Genomic DNA, 22,495 nt, shown 5'->3' with positions numbered 1-22,495 from the left:
GACCTGCGGCGGTGCTCACAGGCCGTCAACAGCACTCTGGCGCGTCGTTGTTGTCCGGAAGCGGCGTTGCAACTCCACTTTGTTCATCGACATAGTGAACATTGGCTGTGCAGTACCCGCCCCTGGTCGGAGGTTTCCGTGGTACCTGTCGTGTCCTCGCCGTCCGCCGAGTCCGCCCGTCCTCGACCGACCGTGGCAGTCGTCGGTGCGGGCGCGGCCGGTGCGCTCGTCGCCGTCCAGCTGTGCGAAGGGGCGGCCCGGCGCCGAATCCCGCTCGATCTGATCCTCGTCGACCCCGCGCCGGAGGCGGGCCGGGGCACCGCGTACGCCACCGAGGTCCCCGAGCACCGGCTCAACGTGCCCGTCGGCGGCATGAGCTGCTACCCGGACGATCCGGGTCACTTCCGGCGCTGGCTCTGCCGGCACGGCGATCCCACCGTCACGGCGGCGGACTTCGCCTCCCGGTACCGCTTCGGCTCGTACCTCGCCGACACGCTCGGCCGGGCCATCATCACGGCGCACGGCACGGTCTCCGTACGGCGGCTGCGCACCAGGGCCACGGGGTGCGCCGACGCGGCCAGGGGGCGTCTGGAGCTCCAGCTCGCCGACGGCGGCACGGTGACGGCGGACAGCGTGGTCCTCGCCACCGGGCCCGCGGCGGGCCGGTCCGGCTGGGCCCCGGCCGAGCTGGTCGCCTCCGACCGGTTCGTCCCCCGCCCCTGGACGCCGGGCGCGCTCGACGCAGTCGGCGAGTCGGACGACGTCCTGCTCGTCGGCACCGGACTCACCGCCGTCGATCTCGCGCTCGTCCTCGACCGTCCCGGCCGCACGGTGCACGCCGTGTCCCGTGGCGGGCTGCTTCCCCAGCCGCACGCGGTCGCCCCGCTGCCCCCCGTACCGCCGCCGCCGGGCCTCGCCGCCCTCCCGTTCCACCGACTCCGCAGGGAGCTGACGCGGCACTTCGCCGCCACGCGTCGCGCCCACGGCGACTGGCGGCCCGCGCTCGACGGGCTGCGGCCCGAGATCGTACGGCTCTGGCAGGGCCTCACCGACGACGAGCGGGCGGAGTTCCTCGGCCGTGACGCCACCCCGTGGAACGTGCACCGGCACCGCATGGCACCCTCCACCGCCGAGACCGTCGCCCGGGCGCGCACCGCCCGCAGGCTCCGCGTCCACGCCGGCCGGGTCGCCTCCGCGGCACCACAGAAGGACGGCGGCCTGATCGTCTCCCTCGCCGACGGCCGTGAGTTGCGCGTGGCATGGGTGGTGGACTGTACGGGGCCGGGGCTGCGGGCCGACGGCGGCGGCGACCCGTTGTGGAGCGGGCTGCTGTCCGACGGCCTCGCCGCACCCGGACCGCTGGGCATCGGCGTGTCCACCGACGGAGGCAGGCTGCTCGACGCCCAAGGGCGCCCGGAGCGGCCGCTGTTCACACTGGGCGCGCCCCGCCGGGGCGAGCTGTGGGAGACGACCGCGATCCCCGAGATCCGTCAGCAGGCCAAGGAGATCGCCGAGGCCGTACTCACCCCGCTCACCAGCGCCCCCCGGTCGGTACGCCGCCGGCCCACCGACCAGTTCGGGCTGCCGCTGTCCACCCATGCCGCAGCTGCGGCGTCCTTCCGCTGCGGGCTTGCCCGGGTGATCACCGTACGGGCGAAGGCGGCCGAGTCGTTCGCGCGTGCCACCGAACTGGACCCCGGGTTCGCGCTCGGGCACGCCGCACTCGCCCTGCTCGGTCACGAGTGTGGAGCAGACGTCGATGTCGCCCGGGAGCTGGCGGACGCACAGCGCAGCGTGCGGGAACGCGGCGACGAGCGGGAGCGGTCGTTCGTCGACGTCGTGACGCGCCGCATCAGGGAGCACGAAGCCCACGCGGGCACCGCGGGCGACGGAACCGGCGACGGCGACACGGCTCTCGTCGACCACCTCGGCCGCTTCCCCGCCGACGCCTTCGCGCTCGGCATCGCCGTCCCCACCATCGCCTTCTCCGGCGTCGCGGATCTCGACGGCACACTGGCCCTGGGTCTGGTGGAGCGGACCGCGTCCGTCTACGAAGGGCACTGGTTCCACACCTCGCTCCTCTCCTTCGTCCGGCAGGAGCAAGGAAGGATCGAGGAGGCCGGCGAGCTCGCCCAGGCAGCACTCGCCGCACAACCCGCCTCCGGCCATGCCGTGCACGCCCTCGCCCACGTCCACTACGAGTCCGGTGAGCACCGCACCGGCCGGGACTGGCTCGACGGCTGGATCGGCGGCCAGGGGCGGGGAGCCGTGCACCGGGCGCATTTCTCCTGGCACGTGGCGCTCCACGAACTGGCCCTCGACGACTCCGCGGCGGTGCGTCGCCGTTGGTTCGCCCAGCTCGCCCCGGGCCAGGTGAACGGGGTGCGGGCCCTCGTCGACTCCGGCTCCCTGCTGTGGCGGGCCCGCATGTCCAGGAACTGGACCGGTCGGGTCCCCGTCGACGGCGTGCTCGACGCGGTCGCCCGCGATCTGGTCGAACGTCCCTCGACCGCATTCACGGCCCTGCACAGCGCCCTCGCCCTCGCCGCCGCCGACGACCTCCCCGCACTCCGCCGCCTGCGCACACACGCGGCCGGCGCGGACCCGGTGCAGCGGGAGGTCGTCGTCCCGCTGTGCAGCGCGCTGGAAGCGGTCCTGGAGGAGGAATGGGCCACCGCGGTGCGGGAACTGCGCGAACTGCTGCCCTCGCTGCGCCGCGTGGGAGGCAGCGCGGCACAGCGCGAGGTCATCGAGGAGACATTGCTGTACGCGCTGGTGGAGGCAGGTCACGGCGACACCGCCCGCCACCTCCTCGAACAACGCCTCGATCGTCGCGCGTCCCCGCTCGACCGGCGCAGGCTGGCCGGACTGAGCCTCTGACGGACGGGAAGGGATGCGACGCCGACCATCTCGCCACCCTCGATCGAGCCGACGGCAACCGCCGCTACGGAGCCGAAGGCTTCACGGCCCACCCGCCGTTCGCCAAGGGGCCCCGCAGGACAAGGCAGCCGTCACCGCAGGATGTCGAACCTCCCGCAGTCCCCGCACTGTGACTCGTTCCAGGCGGGCAGCAACAGATCGATCCCCGGGGGGTGATCAGCAAGCTTGCGGGGCGGCCTGTCTACTGACGGGCCATGTGCATGCGCATCTCGATCCTCGGCCTCGGTGAGTAGCCGCCCCGACCCGGCGCAGTAGGCAGCCGCGTGCGTCGTCCCAGGACTCGGCCTCCTGGAGGTGCCGAATGGGGACGCCGTCGAGGAGGGATGTGCCGGCCGGTCTGAGCGGCCACCAGCAGAACCCGGTCCTCCAGCGGAATCCTCACGGCCGGCATCGCCGAGCGATGTCGGCGCTTCGTGCCGCAGTGCACGCACCACCCGGTCGAACCGGCGCGGAGTCACGCCAGTGAGCGGGGCTGTCCTGGACGGCTCGGACGCCGTGATCACGCGGTCCAGCGCCCACACAGCCTTGTCATCGCACAGATCCGCCCCCCGGGGCGAAGGCTTCGCTCCACCCACGCCCGGGTGTTGGACCAGCCGAAGTCCTCGACGGAGCTTCAACAACCGCCGTGTTCCGGCTCTCAGCCGTGCTGTCGGATTGGCGACAGTGCCGGGAAACCGGTGTACCCGTGCGCTCGTGCTGCCCCTACTGTCTGGGCCGACATCCCCACCCCCACTTGGGAGGAAGCATGAGACGGTTCGCGATATCTGCGGGCCTGACGGCGGCAGCAGCTGCGGTGTTCGGCACTCTTCCGGCGGTCGCTCAAGGCGTTGAAGCGGCGCCGCAGGAGGGCGCGCGGTACGTCGTCGTCCTGAAGAACGGCACCGCCGCCGATCCGGTCTCGGTCGCCCGTTCCGCCGCGGGCGTCGAGCTCGGCTCGGTCTACCGCTCGGCGCTCGAAGGGTTCTCCGCGGAGCTGACGCCGACGGCCGTGGCCGCGCTCCGGGCCAACCCGAACGTCGCGTACGTGGAGAAGTCCGCGGTCGCCCACGCCCACGGTCAGGCCACACCGAACGGCACCGCCCGGATCGGAGCCACTGCCAACTCCGGTCTGAAGGTGGGTGACGGGCGCGACGAGAGGGTCGACGTGGACGTGGCCGTCATCGACTCGGGCATCGACTACACCCACCCGGACCTCAACGTGGTCCGCCGGGTGAACTGTGTCGCCGTCACCTCCTGCGTGGAGAACGCGGGCATGGACGACAACGGGCACGGCAGCAACGTCGCCGGCATCGTGGGCGGCCTCGACAACGGGATCGGGTACGTCGGTGTCGCCCCCGGCGCGCGACTCTGGTCGGTCAAGTCGCTGAACAGCAAGGGCAGCGGCAGCACGGAGGAGATCGTCAACGGCATCGACTGGGTGACCGCGCACGCCGCCGAGATCGAGGTCGTCAATCTGAGCCTCGGCTTCGACGGCACCGTCCAGGCCGTCGACGACGCCGTCAACCGGGCCATCGCCAAGGGCATCGTGGTCGTGGTCTCGGCCGGAAACGACAAGCGTGACGTCGCCGACCAGAGCCCCGCCAACGTCGCGGACGCCATCACCGTCTCGTCGCTCAGCGACGGTGACGGAAAGCCCGGCGGCCTCGGCGACTTCGCCTGGTGCAATGCGAAGAACACCAACAAGGACGACAGCCTCTCCAACTTCAGCAACTTCGGGCGCGGCGTCGACCTCGCGGCACCCGGCGACTGCATCCGTTCCGCCTTCAAGGACGGCGGCTACTCGAACTACAGCGGTACGTCCCAGGCGGCGCCGCACGTCGCCGGTGCTGCCGGCTGGCTCACCCGTGGCAGCGCCAAGCCCACCAACAGGGCCGGCGTCCTCGCCGTCCGCGACCGGCTCGTCGCCACCGGCAACGCCACATGGACCGACACCTCCGGCGACGGCGCCAAGGAGCCGCTGCTCGACGTGACCGACACGGCGGCGTACCCGGCCGGCGGCACCGGCGCACCCCAGGCGACGTTCGTCTCCGACTGCGACCGGGCCACCCGGGCCTGCACCTTCGACGCCTCACTCACCGGCGGCAGCGGGCTCTCCTACCGCTGGGACTTCGGCGACGGCACCACCGGCACCGGTGTCAAGCCCACGCACTCCTACGCCGCCTACGGCACCTACACCGTGAAGCTGACGGTCAGTGACTCCTCCAGCCGCACCGGTGGCAACCAGACCACCTTCCGTCTGCTCGCGCCCAACCACAACGACAAGCCCACTGCCAAGGTCGACGGTTTCTGCACGGTCAACGGGCACTGTTCGCTGAACTCCGCGGGCTCCTACGACCCGGACGGCACCCTCACCTCGTACCGCTGGAACTTCGGTGACGGCACGACGGGCACCGGTTCCGAGATCAGCCACCAGTTCCCCGCCGGCTCGTCCGGAACCTACCGGACCACGCTCACCGTCACCGACGACAAGGGTGGCACCGGCAGCGCCTCAACCACGGTCACCTGCACCAAGCAGCAGTGGTACATGACCTGCTCGATCGACTGACCTGCCCCGCTCGTTCCTCGGAAGGGCCGTTCTTCCTTCCGAGTCGCCTGGTACGGCGCGCTGCCGTGCCAGGCTTCTCCCTGTCCGCCAGGGCAGCAAAGCAGCCCAAGCCTCAGGTCTCCCGGTCGCCGAGATATCCCTTCAGGCCGGCCTGGAGGCCGGCCTGGAAGCGGGTGCGTGCGCCGAGGGCGTCCATGATGCGGCGCATGTGGCGTTCGATGGTGCGTTGGTTGAGGCCGGTCTTGCGGGCGGTGACCTCGTCCGTGCAGCCGACGGCCGCGTAGCCGAGCAGCAGTTTGTCGAAGTCGCTGAGCCCGTCCGTCTGCTCGGGCCGGCCGGTCGGCCACAGGGGAGTGGCCCGCTGCCACAGGAGCTCGAAGAGGGAGACGAGCGCGTCGAGCAGCGGCGAGTCGCGCAGAATCACCGCGTGCCGGTCCTCGGTGAGCTGGACCGGGACGAGGGCCGTGGTGCCGTCGGCGATGAGGGCCTTGAGGGGGACGCCGTCGAGGACCCGGGCCTGTTCTCCGTGGGCCGCGAGCTCACGAGCGAGAGCGTGCTGCTCCGGTTCGAGCAGCGACTCCCGGTCGTAGAGGGTGCGATAGCGCACCCCATGGGCCATGCGATCGCGCTGGACCTCGGCCTGCCTTCCGACCCCCTCGACGACGTACGGAGGTTTGTCGAAGGTGAGGATCTCCTCGCGGGCGGATCGCTGCGTCTGCAGGAAGAGCTGGATGTTTGCCTCGGCTCCCTGGACGACCTCGACCGCCGGTTCCCGGCCCGTCCCCTCTTCCCACAGCTGGGTCAGCTCCTTCGCCTCGGAGCGGGTCCGGTCCAACTGCTCCTGTCTGCGGGCGATCAGGACGTCCACGGCCGGTCCGGGAGGCGCCGGACGGTAGCGGACGGGACGGGTCGGGGTGCGGGAGACGAGCCCGGTGTCCTCCAGCGCCCGCAGCCGCCGACGCAGCGGTGCCGGTGGGGCGCCCAGCGCCTCCGACAGGTCGGCCAGTGTCCGGTCGGGACCGGACAACAGGAGTCGGTACAGGCGCTCCTCCTCCTCGCCGACTCCCAGTGCCTTGAGCGCTCCCACCGCGATCTCCTCCTGTCGGGTTACCGACATCGACGGTATTCCGGCGGTTCATTCTTCGCCAGAGGGTCGCTGATTGCACGGCATTCCCACACCAGCCCCCTTGTCCAGGAGGAGAGATGAGACGAGCTGCGATTCTGGCCGGCCTCACTCCGACGACTGGCTGTCACGCTGCCGGTCCTGTGCCGGTGCGGCGGGCGCCTACGGCGGACCGGCGCCCCGGTGACTACCGAGGCGGGCGGCCGACCAGGAACACCAGCACCAGCGTGAGCGCGCCGCCCGCGCCACCGATACGCCCCCGCCCCAGCCGCACCGTGTGCCCCCACCAGGGCATGCACGGCGGCTTGCTTCAGCACCTGCGCCTGGACGCCCTGCCCCGGCAGCGCCGCGTCGCCGTCCGCGGACCCCACGGCCTGGGCAGGACCACAGCCTTGGGGTGGCGTCAGCGTTCGTCGGGCACGGCCGACCGTGCCCGACATCGTGGTCGCACTGACCCTCGGATACCTGCTCTACCAGCAGCCCAGCGTCCCTGAGTGGCTCAGTCGTACGGCGCGTGCAGGACCCAGGCAAGGTCGTAGGCTATGTGGCTGGCCGAGCCTCGGCTTCCGCCGCTGCCACGACCTGGCGTACGAAGGGCATCACGAATCCCACGCTGCCGCTGCCCTCATGGCGGATTTCGATCGTGAGGTTGCTGATTCGGACGAGGGCCACCACGGCGTTGGATGTCCCTACGGCCTCCGCCTGATCCCCAAGCGCGGGGCTTGTATGACCAGTCGCATAGCGATACCTGCCAATGGGACCGTCGGGTTCCTCGAACAGGTCGGTGGCCGCCTTGACGCTCCCATGCACCATGACTTCCACGAGCAGACTGTCTCCGTCGCTGTCGCTCTTGAACTCGCACTGGTTCACCGCCACGGTGTTGATCGGCCCGCCGCTCGCCCGTGGCTGCGACACCAGTTTGCCGACCTGGTCCGTGCTCATGAGACCTGACTGGCAGATCTTCGGGGCCGCCTTGAATCTGTTGGCCTCCGGGGGCTTCGAAGCGGCCTCGCCATCTCCACCGGTCAGCTGCATGCCTATGGCTATCCCTCCGGCCACGAGCGCCACGGCTGCCGCGGAGGCCACCAGCCACGTCAGTCCTCGTGGGCGGAGCGGGCGAGCGGGGGCGTCGCCGGCCTCGGGCGTGGCTGCCGGGGGACTCTGGTTCCATGAAAAGCGCGGGGCCGGCACGGTCGGCGCCTCCGGACGCGGTGCGAGAAGTGCCATCGTGTCGAGGTCCAGCCTGCCTGCGACGACCGCTTGCAGGTACGCCTTGGTCGCCTCCGTATCCCAGCGTGTCCCGACGTCTCGGATCAGCAACCCCGCGATGGCGGGCGCGAGCGCACCGGCCCGGCGCATCGGCTCGGGGTCACGGGTTGCGACCGCGGCGATCATGGCAACGACATCGTCGGCGTTGTATGCCGGGCGCCCCTCGACCATGAAGTACAACGTTGCGCCGAGCGACCACAGATCCGCCTTGGGACCCACGTCGGATCCTGACAACCGCTCCGGGGCAACGTAACCCACCGTGCCCACCACCATCCCGGTCGCCGTCAAGGGCTGCGTGGTACCCATGACGGAAGCGATTCCGAAGTCGGTCAGCACTGCCTTGCCCTCATCATCCAAGAGCACGTTCTGTGGCTTCACATCCCGGTGCAAGATGCCTTCGGCGTGGGCGGCTTCCAGCGCCGCGAGGATCTCCAGCCCGATCTCGGCCGTTCGCTGCGGACTCAACGCCCCTGACGCATCTACCTCCTGCGCCAGAGACCGCCCAGGCACCAGGCGCATGACGATCCACGCACGACCGTCATCCTCGATCACGTCGTACACCGGTACGATCCCCGGGTGGTCCAGACGAGCAGCGGCCCGCGCCTCGACCATCACTCGCGCCCACTGCCGGGCACGATCGGACTCGCTCAACCCCTCGGCAAACCGAAGCTCTTTCACGGCGACAGCGCGCTTCAGTTTGCGGTCGTAGCCACGCCACACGGTCCCCATTCCGCCTGACGCGATCGGGTCACGGTCAAGGACGTAGCGACCCTGATCTAAGTCCCCCTGCATAGCCATGGTCGCAAACCATAGCCGACGTCGGTGTGGTCCGGGTGTGGTTCGGATCTTGGTGACCCAAGTGCTGCGTCGGGTGAGTCGGAGGACCCATCTGGTTGCTTCACTCGGGTTCGGGGCGCTGCGGGTCTGGCGCCTCGGCGGTGCCCTTCGGCCGCCGGGGTCGGGAGGCCGTACGAGCCGGCCGGTGGCTGTCTGCGGCTTGCCGAGGTGGTCGAGGACGAAGGTGAGTTCGGGAAGGTCGGCGGCGATGGAGACGGCGGCCGCGAGCTGGTGCGGCTTGACGACCAGGTCGTAGATCAGCCCCGACTCGGCCACAGCGATCAGCCCGCGCCGGACGTCGGAGCGGAGTAGCCAGTCGGGGTCGGGCTCTTCCCGGACCCGGTGACGTATGTCCACCAATCGTTCCCCGCCTGGGAGTTCGCGTAGGCGGGCGAGGTCGGGGCAGTCAGGTCGGTCCAGCCGACGACGCCCGCCACCAGCGGGTCGGCGGCGGCCAGCGCAAGGAGCTCGGGGGTTTCGGCGGCGACCGTGACCGTCTGTACCAGGACCGTCGGGGCGACGCCGGCAGCCTCGGCCTCGGAACGGGAACGCGGCGCTCGGCCCCGCTCCGGATGCTCCGCAACCGGTCCGCCCACCCGCCTCCCGACCCCGCTCCGCCCCGCCCCGCCCAGTCCATCGGGCGCCACATCGGGCTCCGGGGCGAGTACGTCGACCCGTCGGGGGGAACGCGGCAGCCGGAACGGATCCGGACCCTCCCTCCGGATCTCGCGAGGGACCCCGACCGCGGTCGGCTTGCGGGGCGGCGGCGACGGTCGCATAGTCCGAGGTATGGACGCGCGTGAGGAGGCGCTCCGACGGGCGTACGACCATGCTGCCCGGTGGCTGGCGAGCTTGCCCGACCGCCGGGTTCCCGCCCGCGCCTCGGTCGACGAGATCGTGAGTGCGCTCGGTACCGAACTGCCTGCCGGACCCAGCACTCCCGCCGACGTCGTCGACCTGCTGGCCACGGCCTGTGAGCCGGGGCTCACCGCGTTCCCCAGCGGCCGCTTCTACGGGTTCGTGGTGGGCGGCACCGAGCCGGCCGCGCTGGCTGCTGACTGGCTGGTCAGCGCCTGGGATCAGAATTGTGTGATGCGCACCGTCTCGCCCGCGTACGCGGCGGCGGAGGAGATCGCCGGCGCCTGGTTGCTCGATCTGCTCGGCCTGCCGAGGGACAGCTCCGTAGGCTTCACCACGGGTGCGACGATGGCGAACTTCACGTGCCTCGCCGCCGCGCGGGACACGGTGCTGCGGCGCACCGGCTGGAATGTCGCCCGCGACGGCCTCACGGGTGGCCCGCCCGTGCGTGTCGTCGCCGGCGAGTCCCGGCACATGGCCATCGACCTGGCCTTGCGCTACCTCGGGCTCGGGCGGCCCGACCTGGTGGCGGCGGACGATCAAGGACGCATCGAGCCTGAGGCCCTGAGGAAGGCGCTGGCGGACGGCGGACAGCGCCCGACGATCGTGATCCTCCAGGCCGGCGACATCCATTCCGGCGCCTTCGATCCCTTCGCCGCGAGCATCCGTGCGGCGCGCGAGGCAGACGCCTGGGTCCATGTCGACGGCGCGTTCGGACTGTGGGCAGCCGCCTCGCCGGGCTGCGGCCACCTGACGGCGGGCTGCGCGGACGCGGACTCCTGGGCGACGGACGCCCACAAGACGCTGAACGTCCCCTACGACTGCGGACTCGCGATCGTGCGCGACGCGTCCGCGGTCCGGGCGGCCATGGGCCAGCGTGGTGACTACCTCATCCAGCACGAGCACGGCGACCCCATCGACAAGGTTCCCGAACTCTCCAGGCGCGGCAGAGCGTTCACCGTGTGGGCCGCCCTCAGGTCCCTCGGCCGATCAGGAGTCTCCGACCTCGTCGAGCGGCTGTGTCGCCACGCCTCCGCGTTCGGCGCCGGCATCGCCGAGATCGACGGCGCGACCGTTCTCAACGAGGTCGTGTTCACGCAGGTCTGCGCCGAGTTCGGCAGCGACGAACGCACCGACCGGGTGCTCGCCCGGCTGCTCGACGACGGCACGGCGTGGATCAGCGGCTCCACCTGGCACGGCAGACGCGTCATGCGGATCTCGGTGAGCAACTGGTCGACCACCGACGACGATGTGGCGCGCACACTCGACGCGATCCGGCGCGCGACCGCCGGGGCCTGACGCCCGTCGAACCGCCCCTGCACTGGCGGTCGAAGACAGCGGTGTCGTCGAAGAGCCCGGGCCGGACGGAGCCCGACTGCCGTCGGAGGTCCGCTTGAGCACGCTGCTCAGCAACCCATGGGGCCCGGGGGGACGAGGGGCCGCGAACGCTCCCTCCAGGGCGGCCTCGGGAGACCTGGTCCGTACCGGCGGCCGCTTCGGCCGTGCCGAGCCGCACGTTCCACCGACTCCCGCCCTGGGCATAGTGGTGGGGTGATCACCAAAAGTGGCGAGGCCGGCGACGGCCGCGACGCCGGCAGCTCGGGCCCTGAAGGCGCCGGTGACGAAGAGGCACAGGTCATCGTGGTGGGGGCGGGTCCGGCGGGTTCCGCCGCCGCGGTGCACCTCGCGAGAGCGGGTGTGGACGTGCTGCTCCTGGAGAAGGGCGGGTTTCCCCGGGAGAAGGTGTGTGGCGACGGGCTGACACCGCGCAGCGTGTACCAGTTGGTGCGGATGGGCATCGACATCGATGCACCGGGGTGGATGCGCAACAAGGGCATGCGCTGGGTCTGCGGCGGCCACCAGGCGGAGCTCGACTGGCCGCGCCTGGGTGCCCTTCCCGATTTCGGACTCACCCGCAGTCGGCACGACTTCGACGACCTGCTCGCCGCTCACGCCCGCGCGACCGGAGCGCGCCTCCGTACCCACGTGAAGGTGACGGGCCCGCTGACCGACCGGGCAGGACACGTCATCGGCGTGTCCGCCTCCCGCGGACCGGGGCAGGAGCCGGTCCGCTACCGGGCACCGTTGGTGATCGCCGCCGACGGAGCCTCGGCGCGCACGACTCTCGGCCTGGAGTTCGAACGAGACGACAAGAGGCCCGTCGCAGCCGCTGCCCGACGGTACTACCGCAGTGAGGCCCGTACGCACGACCCCTACCTGGAGCTCTGGGCCGACCTGCGCTGTCCTCGTACCGGACGGGATCTGCCCGGATACGGATGGGTGTTCCCCCTGGGGGACGGGCGCGTCAACGTGGGCCTCGGCGTCCTGCCACAGCAACGGCGGCGCAGGCCGGTGGACCTGCGAGCGGCGCTGGACCACTGGCTGCCCCGCCTGCCCGCGGACTGGGGGCTGGACGAAGAGACCGCCGACTCGCCTCTGCGCAGCGCGCCGCTGCCGATGGGACTGAACCGGCGCCCGCAGTACCGGCGGGGAGTGCTGCTCGTGGGCGACAGCGCCGGCATGGTCAGTCCGTGGAGCGGCGAGGGCATCGCCCAGGCCATGGAGGCCGCCGAGGTGGCGGCGGACATCATCGTCCTGGCACTGGCCCGCCCGGCCGGACCGCGCCGGGAACACGCGTTGCACCAGTACCCGGCCGAGATCCAGCGCCGATGGGCGCGCTACTACCGGCTGGGCAACCTCGCCGGGGATCTGGTCTTCTCGCGCTACGGCTTCCGGCCCGTCCTGCACCCCCGTGTGATGGCCTCGCCCCACGTGCTGCGCACCCTGGCCCGCCTGCTCACCCATGTGACCGAGGAGCCCGCGCACGACACCATCGACGCTGTCCTCCACGGGCTGCTTCGCCTCGTTCCCACTCCACGGAGGTAGACCGCTCGCACCGACGCCCCCGGACCGGGCGCTCCGCGGGCTCAGACGCGGACGATGACGAGGGCGATGTCGTCGCGGGCTCCGCTGGCGACGCCGAGTCGCGCGAGCAGCGCGTCGGCCAGCTGAGCCGGTTCAAGGCCGGTGAGGTCGCCCAGGGCGGTGGTCAGCCGGTCCAGGCCGGTGTCGATGTCCTCGTCACGGCGTTCGATCAGTCCGTCGGTGTAGAGGACGAGGGTGTCACCCGGGCGGTAGGCGGTACCGGCCTGCGGCCGGGGAACGTGCTCGGGTCTGGCTCCCAGCGGCGGGTCGGTGGCCTGGTCCAACAGCTCGCACGTGCCGTCCGTGTGCAGCAGCACCGGCGGCGGGTGCCCCGCGCTGGAGTAGACGAGCAGTTTGGAGCGGGTGTCCACGAGCACGCTGACCGCGGTCGCGGCGAGCGCGCCGTCCACGGAGCGGGCGTACATGCCCAGCACCTCCAGGGCCCCGGCCGGCCCGGCCACCGCCCGACTGGCCGCGGACAGCGCGCTGCGGAGCATGCCCATGACGGTGGCCGCCTCCAGCCCGTGCCCCACGACGTCGCCCACGGCGACGGTGAACCGCCCCTCGTCCAGGTCGACGGCGTCGTACCAGTCGCCGCACACGTTCAGCGAACCGATCGCCGGTAGATAGCGCACCGCCACGTCACTGTGCCGGGCCAGGTCCGGGGAGTGCAGCATCGCCTCCTGCAAGGTGACGGCGATCTCCCGCTCCCGGGCGTGCGCCGCCCGCAGCTCCTCGTTCAGCCGCTGCAGCTCCCGCGCGCGGGCGTACAGCTCGGCCTCCATCCCCTCCTCGCGCTCGGTCATCCGCCGCCCCTCGTTCCGGCCCCGGAACCGGCGGGACAGCATGAACGCCGTCACGTCCTCCACGCGGTGGATGATCCACGTGACCCGCCCGTCCGCGTTCTTGACCGGGGTGTTCACCGGGGACCACCAGCGTTCCTCGAACACACCGGGCTGCGAGACGACGGGGATGTCGTACTTCTGCACCGCCATGGTGTCGGCCTCACCGGTGGCCAGCACCCGCCCCAGCGACGCCCCGAGGTTCTTCACCCCGTCCGCGCCAGGGTCGCCGGGATTGTCGGGGAACGCTTCGAACACGTGCTGCCCGAGCAGATCCTCCCGGGTGCGACCGGTCGCCCGCAGGTACGCGTCGTTGACATCCACGATCACCAGGTCCGGTGCCAGCACCAGATACGGGCTGGGCGTCGCGGCGAACAACGCACCGTGGTCGATCTCCGGCCTCACAGACCTTCCGATCCTCGTCCCGAGAGGAGCCCCCTCCGACCAGCGTACGCAGCGCTCCCGCCGACCGCGCCCCAGCAGGCCCGTCCGGCGGGACCGGCCGCCATCACCCGGCCACTCCCCTGCGGTGGCCGGGTGGGTGGGGTGGGCGTTGCATGGGAGGCAACGCGGTCCACCCGTCTCGTCGAATGGGCGTTCACACAGTGGTCGGTGAAGATCATCCGGACAGCCGGTCCGTCCCCGAGGGTCTGGGGGACGCGGTACTGGACGCGCTCTTCTCCCAGTCGCCCATGGGCCTGCACGTGTACGACCAGGAGCTGCGTCTGGTACGGATGAACACGGCGGCCCGGCTGATGCGGGAGTTCCCGGTCGACCGGTTGCTCGGCCGTACGCTGCCGGAGATCCTGCAGTCCTTCGACATCACCGACCCCGCGGCCGTGGAACGGGCCGCCCACCGGGTGCTGGAGACCGGCGTGCCCGAGCTCGATATGAGCATCCGGTTCCGCGACCACCGTGTCCCCCCGGTCGAAACCGTCTCCTCGGTGTCCGCGTTCCGCCTGCAGCGGGCCGACGGCACCGTGCTGGGGCTGGCTGCCGCGCTGACCGACATCACCGCCCGGGTGCGGGCCGAAGCGGAGGTGCGCCTGCAGAACGAGGCGGCCGCGCGGATCGGAACCACGCTCGACATCTTCCGTACGGCGGACGAATTCTGCGAGGTCGTCTGTCCGGCCCTGGCCGACACCGTGACCGTCGACGTCTACGACGTGGTCCTGGGCGGCCGGGCTCCCATCGCGGACGCTCTCGACCGGGATCAGACCGTTCGACGCGTGGGATACCGATCGGTCGCCGGACCGGACCAGCAGGGCGTCCCCGCCGTCGGCGAGGTGGACGTGTACCCGCCCGGCACGCCTTACCGAACCGTCCTGGACACCCTGGCCCCCAAGCTGATCCGACGCCTGCGCCCGGACGCCCACTGGCTCGATCCTCGGCGTCGGCGTGATGCCCGGATCCTGAGCTCGCGGGCGCATTCCATGCTGCTGGTTCCCATCCGAGCGCGGGGTGTGGTGCTCGGCCTGGCCTGTTTCTACCGTTGGCGTGAACCGGCCCCGTTCGACCATCGGCACCTGAGGCTCGCGCAGCAGCTCACCACGCACGCGGGCCAGTGCCTGGACAACGCTCGCCTCTACGGGCGTGAGCGCTCGGCCGCCCGCATCCTGTCCGGTGGTTTCGCCCAGGCGCAGGCATCCGTCGTGACTGCCGTCGAACTCGCCCGCACCCACCTGCCGGCCGGCACGGGCGGCGGCTGGTCCGACGTCATCTCCCTCTCGGGGTCCAGGGTCGCCCTCGTGGCCGGGGACACCACTTCCGGGACTTCGCGTCCGGCGGCGATGAGCGAGCTCCGCGCGGCGATCGAGGCGCTGGCCGACCTCGACCTGCCGCCGGACGACATCCTCCAGCGTCTTCACGACCTCGCCAGTCGCCCGAGCACCCCGCCGGACACGGCTGCACCCGATGCCGGTGACGGAACGCCCGCCACCTGCCTCTGCCTCGTCTACGATCCGGTCACCCGCCTGTGCACCGCGGCGAGCGCGGGACACCCGTCACCGGTTCTGGTGCATCCGGGCGGCGCCGTCGAACTGCTGAATGTCGCGGCCGGACCACCTCTCGGGCAGGGCCTCGCGGAGTACGCGGTCACGGAACGCGTCCTGCCCGAAGGGAGCACCCTGCTGATCTGCAACACCGCTCTGCTGACCGCGGCCGGCGGCCGGGAGTCGCTGCTGAGTCGGTTGACCGACCTGTTCGCCGAACCGGAGCCCTCTCTTCAGGTCGCGTGCGACAGGTGTGCCGAGGCCCTCGCGCCCGAGCAGCCGCTTCGCGACGCCTATCTGTTGCTGGCCCGAACCCGCACGTTGGGCGACTCCCAGACGAAGGCGTGGACCTTTCCCAACAGTCCGGAGAGCGCCGGGCAGGCGCGCAGGAGAGCCGTGGACCAACTCGCGGAATGGGGACTGGCCCAGGACGTCATCGACGACACCGCCCTCGTCGTCAGTGAGCTGGTCACCAACTCCGTGCGCTACGCGAAGGGGCCGATCCAGTTGCGCCTCATCCACGACGGCACGCTCGTGTGTGAGGTCACCGACGACAGCAGCGCCAGTCCGCACCTTCGCCGCGCCCTGGGCACGGACGAGAACGGCCGGGGCCTGTTCATCACCGCCCACCTCACCCAGCGCTGGGGCGTGAGGCCCTCAGGACGAGGCAAGACGCTCTGGGCGGCACGGACCCTCGCAACGGCTCCGGCCCTCGGTCACGACCCCGCTGCCGAGGCGTGACCGGGGGCCGGCCCGGACAGGGTAAGGATCTTGGAGTGCGTGGTGCCCAGGCAAGGTCGGGACGGGTGCGAGGGAACGCTGTCTTCACGAAGGCAGCGACGTCCTGGCGGCGCAGACCGACGACTTCGGCCGTCCGCTGCGGACCACTGACGCCAAGGCGCAGACGACGACCCTGACCTGGAACGCCGACAACAACATCACCTCCCTCGAAGAGGCCAACGGCGCCACGACCGCGTACTGCTACGACCCGAAGACCGACTACCCGCGCACGGTCTGCTCACCAAGGTGACGGACGTCAACGGCAACCCCACCACCAACAGCGAGTTGGGGACGACCGGATACCCGGCGAAGACCACGGACGCGCTGGGCAACACCACGTCGTACACCTACGACGAGCGCGGCCAGGTCACCCAGGCCACCGACGCTCTCGGCAAGAGCACCTCCCGCACGTACGACAAGGACTCGCTCCCCGTCGCCACCAAGGACGCCGAGGGCAACGAGGCCCTGATCAGCTACGACGAGCGGGAGGTGTGGGAGAACTTCGTCGGCGGCGTGACCCATGTCTACGGGGGAGCGGATGGTGACATGATTCCAGCCGCCCGGGGGCGGGTGGGGGCATGAACGGCACCCGCTCCCCGGGCGGCACCCCATCCGCACAGTCCTGAACGACGAATGGAGCAGCATGTCCTACGACGGGGCGTTCCTGTGGGGCCCGGCGAACTTCTCCGGACGACCGCCTACCCGGCTGGTGGTGGAGGGCGTCGTCGTGGGCGTCGCTACGGCCGGTCTGGTCGCGGGTTCCGCGGTGACGGGTGTGCTGACCGGCTTCGACACGATCGGCACGGTGGTCGGAGCCGTCGTGGCCCTGGCCTCCGCCGGCCATCTCTTCTCGACGAACGCGGGACGTGCCCTGGTCGCCGCGGTCGCCCTGCTCGGCGGGGCCCTCGCCTGGTGGATACCGGGCCAGACCGCTCAGGCCGTCCTGGCGGCGCGCGGCGAGAGCCGCGTCGTCGTAGTGACCGAAGTCCACGCCCACCGCTACGAAGGACGGAACTACGTCAAGAACTAGTGCTCGGTAGGTCTCCCCGACGGCACCCCGGTCCCGACCGAAGCCTGGCGCACCTGCGGCGCCGACGCCCACCCGGGCCGGCACCTCACGATGGTCTTCGACCCGGAGGACGCCGTCCCCCCGACCGACCGAATCCTTCCCGCCACCGCAGCCGAGGCCCTCGCGGGACCGGCGGCGGCGAGTTTGGCGCTCGCTGCGCTGTGCTGCGTCGCGGTGATCAGGTCCCAGCCGTGAGAAGGGAGCGAAGCATCCGGGGCATCGGTGTGGACAGCAGGGGACGACTGACTGGACTGTGCCCGACGTCGGTGCCGCTGACGGGATGCGGGCCTGAGGGAGCCGCGCCCGCGGATGAGGGCAAGCCTTCGCAAGGCCGGTCCACGGCACCTCCGTCGGGGGAGCGGACGGCGCAGACGGCGTTCGACCTGCTCCGCGACACGGACGCGACCGGGAGGGCGCTCGACAAACGTCCGTGCGGGGCGCGCGGAGGCGTGATCTGGGTGTCTTAGGGCCGGCGGGCAGGACGGTCTTTTTTGGCTCGCCGGCCACCAGCGGCGCGCCGCCGGTCGTCCCGACCGTGCGGGATGACCGCGACCGCCCCCCCCGACCGTGCGGGGTGGCCGGTCGGATGAACGTGACCGGTCACCTCGGCCGCAACTGTCGGTCAGGCCCGCGGGGAGCGTGGCTCCAGCCGGAAGTCGAAGGCAAGGGTGCCGGGGTCGAGTACGGTCGCGCCGCCGTCGACGGTGAGCACCGCACCGTTCACGAACGAGGCGGCGGGCGACAGCAGCCAGGCGATGGCCTCCGCGACCTCTTGCGGCTCACCGGGCCGCCCGGCGGGCAGGACCCGGGTCACCTCTTCGTACGCCGCTTCCAGACCGTCCCCGCCCAGGCCCGCCTCGTCGGCGAACCGGCTCATTCGGCGGTCGGCCATATCGGTACGCACCCAGCTAGGGCACACGGTGTTGGCGCGCAACCCCGCGCTCCCGTAGTCGACCGTGAGCGAGCGGCACAGCTGGAGCAGCGCCGCTTTGGAGGTGGCGTAGGCGGCGTTCCCGACGCCGTTGCGCAGGGCGGACACGGAGGCCACCGCGACCACCGCGCCTCGGGCGTCGAGCAGGTGGGGGAGCGCGGCGCGCAGCAGCAGGAAGGGACCGGTGAGGTTGGTCCGCATGACTTCGTCCCAGTCCTCCGGGGTCACCTCTCCCACCCCGCCGCCCCGCCCGATGCCGGCGTTGAGCACGAGACCGTCGAGCCGTCCGTACGTGCCGACCACCGTCTCGACGAGCGAGGCCACCGCGGCGGGGTCGCCGATGTCCGACGGTACGGGCAGGGCGCCGGTCTCCTCGGCGACCAGCCGCAGCGGCTCGGGACGGCGCCCGGACACCGCCACCTTGTGTCCCGCCCGGGCCAACGAAAGCGCGGTCGCCGCCCCGATCCCTGTCCCGCCCCCGGTCACCAGGTACACGCGCTCGTCCGCCATGTCCGCCGCCTCTCCCGTGTCTCGTCCGCCGTCGCCCGTCCCGGTGATCTTAGGCGCGTGAGGCTCCGGGGCCGGGCCGGCCGGCGAACCATCGCCGAGCGGCTCGGCCCCTGGTGCGTCCTGGGTCGCTTCCGCCGCCTCGTTGCTGAAGACGTCCTCGTGGCGCGGTCGGCTGCTCTCGCGCACCGCGAGTTTCGGATCACCAGGGTGGCCGTGGACCTGGCGGCTGCCGTAGCCCGTTGTGCTGTGGGAGCAGCGGCCCCAGGATGTCGCCCTCGGTCTCCGGCGAGATCACCCGACCCCGTGCCCGGAGCAACGACCAGGGCACGAGGCAGGCACCCGATCGGACGGACAAGCCCCAGGGCGCGTGCATCGGGCGTCGTCGTCGGGTTCGTCATCGGGCGCGTCCTTGTCGTCGGGCTTCTTCTCGTGGTCGGTGGCCCGGTAGTGGTACGCGTCCGCCCACCAGTCGTCGTCCATCCAGTCGTCGTCCTCGTCCTCGGCACCGTCCTCGTCGAGTCCCTGGTCGGTGCCCCGCCACCTGGTGTGGTCTCCGATGCTCCTGAGGACGTGGAACCGCTGCTGCTGGTCCAGCGCCGCGAGGGACGGATGCGGCGGCTCTGCGCCGATCCGGTCCCCCAGCGGGTCTTCGCAGGCCGTGCGGGTAAGGACCGCCTGGTGGGCATCGTCGGCGAACCAGAGCGCCGCCAGGCCCGCGGCGGCGGCCGCGGCGGCCGCCCATTCCAGGACACCGTGCGGGCGCGCCATCACCAGCAGCACGGCCGCCACGGTCCAGAAACTCAGCAGCAGGGTGACGCCCGTGCAGGCGCAGCAGGCCAACAGCTTCCGCCCGTCGCCGTCCGGCATGCGCGGAATATCGGGCAGCAGGGCGTCCCGCTCGCTGCGGTACGCGCTGCGTCGTGCCCGGTACTCCTCGTCGTGCCAGTCGATCCAGCCGATCGACACCGGCTCGGGATCGTGCCGACGCACGGCGTCGAGCAGGGCGGCGGGCAGCGGATGGACGGGCGTCCGGCCGGGGTCGCGGCCCGCCTCGGCCAGGAGCGCCGCCCCTTCCCCGTCGATGTCGAGGTACCCGCCGAGCAGCAGCTCGGCGGCGGCCGCCTCGGTCGCCCGCGACTCCGTCGCGGCGGCGTGGTACGGCTCGAGGTCGAGGGCGCCGACCACCCCGAGGATCTCGCGCCGGATCCGGGCACGGCGTCGCCACCGGAGGCCGATGGCCGCGTACACGGCGGTGGCCACGGTGAACACGGATGCGGCAAGGACGAGTTGGAGCACGTCGTCGAGGCTACGTGCGCGGGCGTCGGAGCCGACATGGAATTTCGGCACGCCGCGTGATCGCTTCGCGTGACGCGGATTGTTCACGGTCGCTGACTTCCTGTAGCGGTGCTGGTCGTGCTGCCCGGCGCGTCCCAAGGGCGTGGGCGCATACTGGCCGCATGGGATGGCCGCCTCCCACCGTGGACGACTTGAGGGAACGGCTCGGCAGCGAGCTCTTCCGGCGCGTCGCCGGTCCTTCGGGCGAGATGACGCGCGCCCGTATCCACGAGACGCCCGGACCCCGGTGGTTCGGCCCCGACCGTCCGATCCGCGCGGTCCACGGCGACGCCGCGATGTTCACCGGGGGGCTGGCGGCGCTGCTGCTGCAGTCGCTGCACCCGCTGGCCATGGCGGCCGTGACGGCGCATTCGGGGTTCCGGGGCGACCCGTGGGGCAGGCTGCAGCGGACCAGTACGTTTCTGGCGGTCACGACGTTCGGTACGGCCGATGACGCACGGCGTGCGGTGGAGCGCGTCCGTGGGGTCCACGAGCGGGTGCGGGGCACGACGCCCGACGGGCGGGAGTACCACGCCTCCGATCCGCATCTGCTGGGCTGGGTGCACGTGGCCGAGGTCGACAGTTTTCTGCGGGCTCACCGGCGTTACGGGACGTCCCCGCTCGCCCTCGCGGGCTACGACGACTATGTGGCGGACACGGCCCGGATCGCGGAGGAGCTGGGCGTGGAGCGCCCGCCCCGGAGCCTGGCCGAGCTGGCGCGGCGGATGGAGGCGTACCGAGGCGAGCTCGACGGGACCCGCGAAGCCCGGGAGACCGCCCGTTTCTTGCTGTTGAGCCCCCCGATCCCCTGGCAGGCCCGGGTACCCTACGCGCTGCTCGCGGCGGGTGCGGTGGAACTGCTGCCGTCGTGGGCGCGTGGTCAGCTGGGTCTTCCCTCGCTCCCCTGGCCGGTGAGGGCGGCCGCGCGAGTGGGAGGGCGGATGGCGACCGTGGGGATCCGTTGGGTGATGGCTCCGCCTACGCCGGACGCGGTCACTCTCCCGCGTGCGCGGCCCGGCGGACCGTCGCGTCGGTGAGGGCCGCGAGGCCCGTCGGCGGTACGGCCCGGTGCGCGGGTCCAGACGCCGATGAGGAGGCGACCGGGCCGCGCGGCACGCGGGCGAGGGCCGTCACCGCGGGACGCGACGCGACGCGCGGCGAGTGGTGCCGCGAACTACAACGAGGCCGTGGCCGTGGCGGGGCGCCGGGGTCACTCCGCATGCTCGCGTGGGCCGCGGAGCGAGAGAAGCAGGGGAAGTACGGCGAGGAGTTCACCCAGGGCCCCGGCCCACAGAGCCGAGCGCGCGCCCAAGTGCTGTCCCAGGAGACCTCCGAGGAGTGCGCCCACGGGCATGGACCCCCACACCACGAAGCGAAACGTCGCTGTCATGCGTCCGAGAAGCGGTGGCGGGCAGAGCCGTTGGCGCAGGGCGACCGAAGTGACCTTGAAGGTCATGAAAGCCGTCCAGCCCAGACCCTGGAGGGCGACGGCGACCGCGAAGCGCCAGTCGGCCTGGAAGAAGGGGAGAGCCAGCAGCCACAGCAGACCACTGGTGATCACGGACGCGGCCATCGCCCGCTCCTGACCGAACCGTCCGGCGATCCGCAGGGTGAGCAGACTTCCGAGGAAGCCGCCGAGGGCCTCTGCCGTGAACACCAGGCCACACAGGAACGGTGACAGGCCCAACTCGCCCGCGAGCAGCACCAGCAGCATGGAAGCGCCGATCGTTCCGCACAGATTGGAGATCGCGGAGGTGAGGGTGAGTGCGCGCAGCAGCGGGTGGCCGAAGACGAAGCGCAGCCCTTCGGCGATCTCACCTCTCAGACGGACTCCGGGGCGGGACTCGGGTGCGGCATCGGCACGGCCACCGCGGATACGTGCCAGGAATGCGGCGGAGACGACGAAGCTGACGGCGTCGACGACGATCGCCACGGGCGCGGTCAGCGCACCGACCAGCGCGCCGCCGGCTCCGGGGCCGCCGGCCGCGGTGATGGTGCGAGTCGCCTCCAGAGCGACGTTGGCCTCCACCAAGCGGTCCTCGTCGACCAGTTGGGGGAGATGGCTCTGGTAGGCGATGTCGAAGAACGCCGTACAGACGGACACCCCGAAGGCCACGACGTACAGCTGAGGAAGCGTCAGGACGTCCAGCAGAGCCGCGGCGGGCACGGAGGCGAGCAGGACGGCACGACCGAGATCGCCCGTGATCATGACGCGGAGACGGCGCATCCGATCCACCCAGGCGCCTGCGGGCAGACCGAGGAGCAGGAACCCCAGGTACTCACATGCGACGAGCAGGCCCGCCTCGAAGGGCGAGGCGCCGAGCGTGCCGATCGCCACGAGCGGGAGCGCGAGCAGGGTGACGGCCGTGCCCGCCTGGCTCACGGTGTCGCCGATCCACAGACGGCGGAAGTCCGCGATCCGCAGGAGTCCGGGACGGGCGGCGGCGGCTTCGGGGCCGCCCTCGTCGCTCTGTTCGCCGGTGCCGCCGGCAGGGGTGGTGGGAGAGATCGTCATGGCTTGAACACCACCACCCCCGGGG

14 protein-coding genes and 1 pseudogene are annotated in these 22,495 nt (G+C 71.7%); 8 read left to right on the top strand and 7 right to left on the bottom strand.

The genetic code is table 11. The features are described 5' to 3' along the window. Positions 1 to 150: 150 nt before the first annotated feature. Positions 151 to 2,880 carry an FAD/NAD(P)-binding protein gene (locus OG259_RS02235; RefSeq protein ID WP_328940610.1) on the top strand — a complete coding sequence of 910 codons (2,730 nt, stop codon included), beginning with the start codon at positions 151 to 153 and terminating at the stop codon, positions 2,878 to 2,880. A gap of 805 nt (positions 2,881 to 3,685) precedes the next feature. Beyond that, positions 3,686 to 5,485 carry a S8 family serine peptidase gene (locus OG259_RS02230; RefSeq protein WP_328940609.1) on the top strand — a complete coding sequence of 600 codons (1,800 nt, stop codon included), beginning with the start codon at positions 3,686 to 3,688 and terminating at the stop codon, positions 5,483 to 5,485. Between the two features lie 112 nt (positions 5,486 to 5,597). Here OG259_RS02230 and OG259_RS02225 read toward each other — a convergent pair whose 3' ends face one another. The 3 genes and pseudogenes from OG259_RS02225 to OG259_RS02215 all read right to left on the bottom strand — a co-directional run. After that, the gene (locus tag OG259_RS02225) at positions 5,598 to 6,602 is read right to left on the bottom strand and encodes a helix-turn-helix domain-containing protein (protein WP_328940608.1); all 1,005 of its coding nucleotides are present in this window, start codon (positions 6,600 to 6,602) and stop codon (positions 5,598 to 5,600) included. Between the two features lie 546 nt (positions 6,603 to 7,148). Beyond that, the gene (locus tag OG259_RS02220; protein WP_328946967.1) at positions 7,149 to 8,675 is read right to left on the bottom strand and encodes a serine/threonine-protein kinase; all 1,527 of its coding nucleotides are present in this window, start codon (positions 8,673 to 8,675) and stop codon (positions 7,149 to 7,151) included. Positions 8,676 to 8,849: 174 nt separating this feature from the next. After that, positions 8,850 to 9,253 (bottom strand): annotated as a pseudogene (locus OG259_RS02215) (amidohydrolase family protein); the annotation flags it as partial. Between the two features lie 250 nt (positions 9,254 to 9,503). On the opposite strand from OG259_RS02215, the gene OG259_RS02210 reads away from it, so the two are divergent. Both OG259_RS02210 and OG259_RS02205 read left to right on the top strand, forming a co-directional pair. Next, the gene (locus OG259_RS02210; protein WP_328940607.1) at positions 9,504 to 10,871 is read left to right on the top strand and encodes a pyridoxal phosphate-dependent decarboxylase family protein; all 1,368 of its coding nucleotides are present in this window, start codon (positions 9,504 to 9,506) and stop codon (positions 10,869 to 10,871) included. A gap of 252 nt (positions 10,872 to 11,123) precedes the next feature. Continuing rightward, entirely contained in the window at positions 11,124 to 12,458 is a 1,335-nt protein-coding gene (locus OG259_RS02205) for a geranylgeranyl reductase family protein (RefSeq protein ID WP_443051901.1), read from the top strand. Positions 12,459 to 12,499: 41 nt separating this feature from the next. Here OG259_RS02205 and OG259_RS02200 read toward each other — a convergent pair whose 3' ends face one another. After that, positions 12,500 to 13,744 carry a PP2C family protein-serine/threonine phosphatase gene (locus tag OG259_RS02200; RefSeq protein WP_328940606.1) on the bottom strand — a complete coding sequence of 415 codons (1,245 nt, stop codon included), beginning with the start codon at positions 13,742 to 13,744 and terminating at the stop codon, positions 12,500 to 12,502. 185 nt (positions 13,745 to 13,929) lie between these two features. Between OG259_RS02200 and OG259_RS02195 the strand changes: the two genes are divergently transcribed. The 3 genes from OG259_RS02195 to OG259_RS02180 all read left to right on the top strand — a co-directional run bounded on the left by OG259_RS02195 (position 13,930) and on the right by OG259_RS02180 (position 17,140). Then, the gene (locus OG259_RS02195; RefSeq protein WP_328940605.1) at positions 13,930 to 16,071 is read left to right on the top strand and encodes an ATP-binding SpoIIE family protein phosphatase; all 2,142 of its coding nucleotides are present in this window, start codon (positions 13,930 to 13,932) and stop codon (positions 16,069 to 16,071) included. A gap of 285 nt (positions 16,072 to 16,356) precedes the next feature. Beyond that, positions 16,357 to 16,692 (top strand): RHS repeat domain-containing protein, encoded by a 336-nt coding sequence (locus tag OG259_RS02185; protein WP_328940604.1) that lies wholly within the window; start codon positions 16,357 to 16,359, stop codon positions 16,690 to 16,692. A gap of 61 nt (positions 16,693 to 16,753) precedes the next feature. Next, positions 16,754 to 17,140, top strand: a complete 387-nt coding sequence (locus OG259_RS02180; RefSeq protein WP_328940603.1) for a hypothetical protein — start codon at positions 16,754 to 16,756, stop codon at positions 17,138 to 17,140. 661 nt (positions 17,141 to 17,801) lie between these two features. Here OG259_RS02180 and OG259_RS02175 read toward each other — a convergent pair. Together OG259_RS02175 and OG259_RS02170 are read right to left on the bottom strand one after the other, a co-directional pair. Continuing rightward, a complete protein-coding gene (locus OG259_RS02175; protein ID WP_328940602.1) occupies positions 17,802 to 18,620 on the bottom strand; it encodes an SDR family NAD(P)-dependent oxidoreductase in 819 nt (272 codons plus the stop codon). A 291-nt stretch (positions 18,621 to 18,911) separates the two neighbouring features. Next, entirely contained in the window at positions 18,912 to 19,916 is a 1,005-nt protein-coding gene (locus OG259_RS02170; protein WP_328940601.1) for a hypothetical protein, read from the bottom strand. 161 nt (positions 19,917 to 20,077) lie between these two features. Here OG259_RS02170 and OG259_RS02165 point away from each other — a divergent pair, with 161 nt between their 5' ends. Beyond that, positions 20,078 to 20,992, top strand: a complete 915-nt coding sequence (locus OG259_RS02165) for an oxygenase MpaB family protein (RefSeq protein WP_328940600.1) — start codon at positions 20,078 to 20,080, stop codon at positions 20,990 to 20,992. A 173-nt stretch (positions 20,993 to 21,165) separates the two neighbouring features. Here OG259_RS02165 and OG259_RS02160 read toward each other — a convergent pair whose 3' ends face one another. Next, entirely contained in the window at positions 21,166 to 22,470 is a 1,305-nt protein-coding gene (locus tag OG259_RS02160; protein WP_328940599.1) for an MFS transporter, read from the bottom strand. Positions 22,471 to 22,495 lie beyond the last annotated feature (25 nt).

The organism is Streptomyces sp. NBC_00250 (assembly GCF_036192275.1).
In the GTDB taxonomy this organism is placed as follows: domain Bacteria; phylum Actinomycetota; class Actinomycetes; order Streptomycetales; family Streptomycetaceae; genus Streptomyces.
Note: the sequence above shows the minus strand (reverse complement) of the source record. Positions and strands in the feature narration are given on the sequence as shown.

Coding starts and splice junctions, on each gene's coding strand:
- OG259_RS02180 (WP_328940603.1), top strand. CDS start 16,754: ATGTCCTACGACGGGGCGTTCCTGTGGGGCCCGGCGAACTTCTCCGGA.
- OG259_RS02195 (WP_328940605.1), top strand. CDS start 13,930: ATGGGCGTTCACACAGTGGTCGGTGAAGATCATCCGGACAGCCGGTCC.
- OG259_RS02175 (WP_328940602.1), bottom strand. CDS start 18,620: ATGGCGGACGAGCGCGTGTACCTGGTGACCGGGGGCGGGACAGGGATC.
- OG259_RS02220 (WP_328946967.1), bottom strand. CDS start 8,675: ATGGCTATGCAGGGGGACTTAGATCAGGGTCGCTACGTCCTTGACCGT.
- OG259_RS02210 (WP_328940607.1), top strand. CDS start 9,504: ATGGACGCGCGTGAGGAGGCGCTCCGACGGGCGTACGACCATGCTGCC.
- OG259_RS02165 (WP_328940600.1), top strand. CDS start 20,078: ATGGGATGGCCGCCTCCCACCGTGGACGACTTGAGGGAACGGCTCGGC.
- OG259_RS02225 (WP_328940608.1), bottom strand. CDS start 6,602: ATGTCGGTAACCCGACAGGAGGAGATCGCGGTGGGAGCGCTCAAGGCA.
- OG259_RS02230 (WP_328940609.1), top strand. CDS start 3,686: ATGAGACGGTTCGCGATATCTGCGGGCCTGACGGCGGCAGCAGCTGCG.
- OG259_RS02160 (WP_328940599.1), bottom strand. CDS start 22,470: ATGACGATCTCTCCCACCACCCCTGCCGGCGGCACCGGCGAACAGAGC.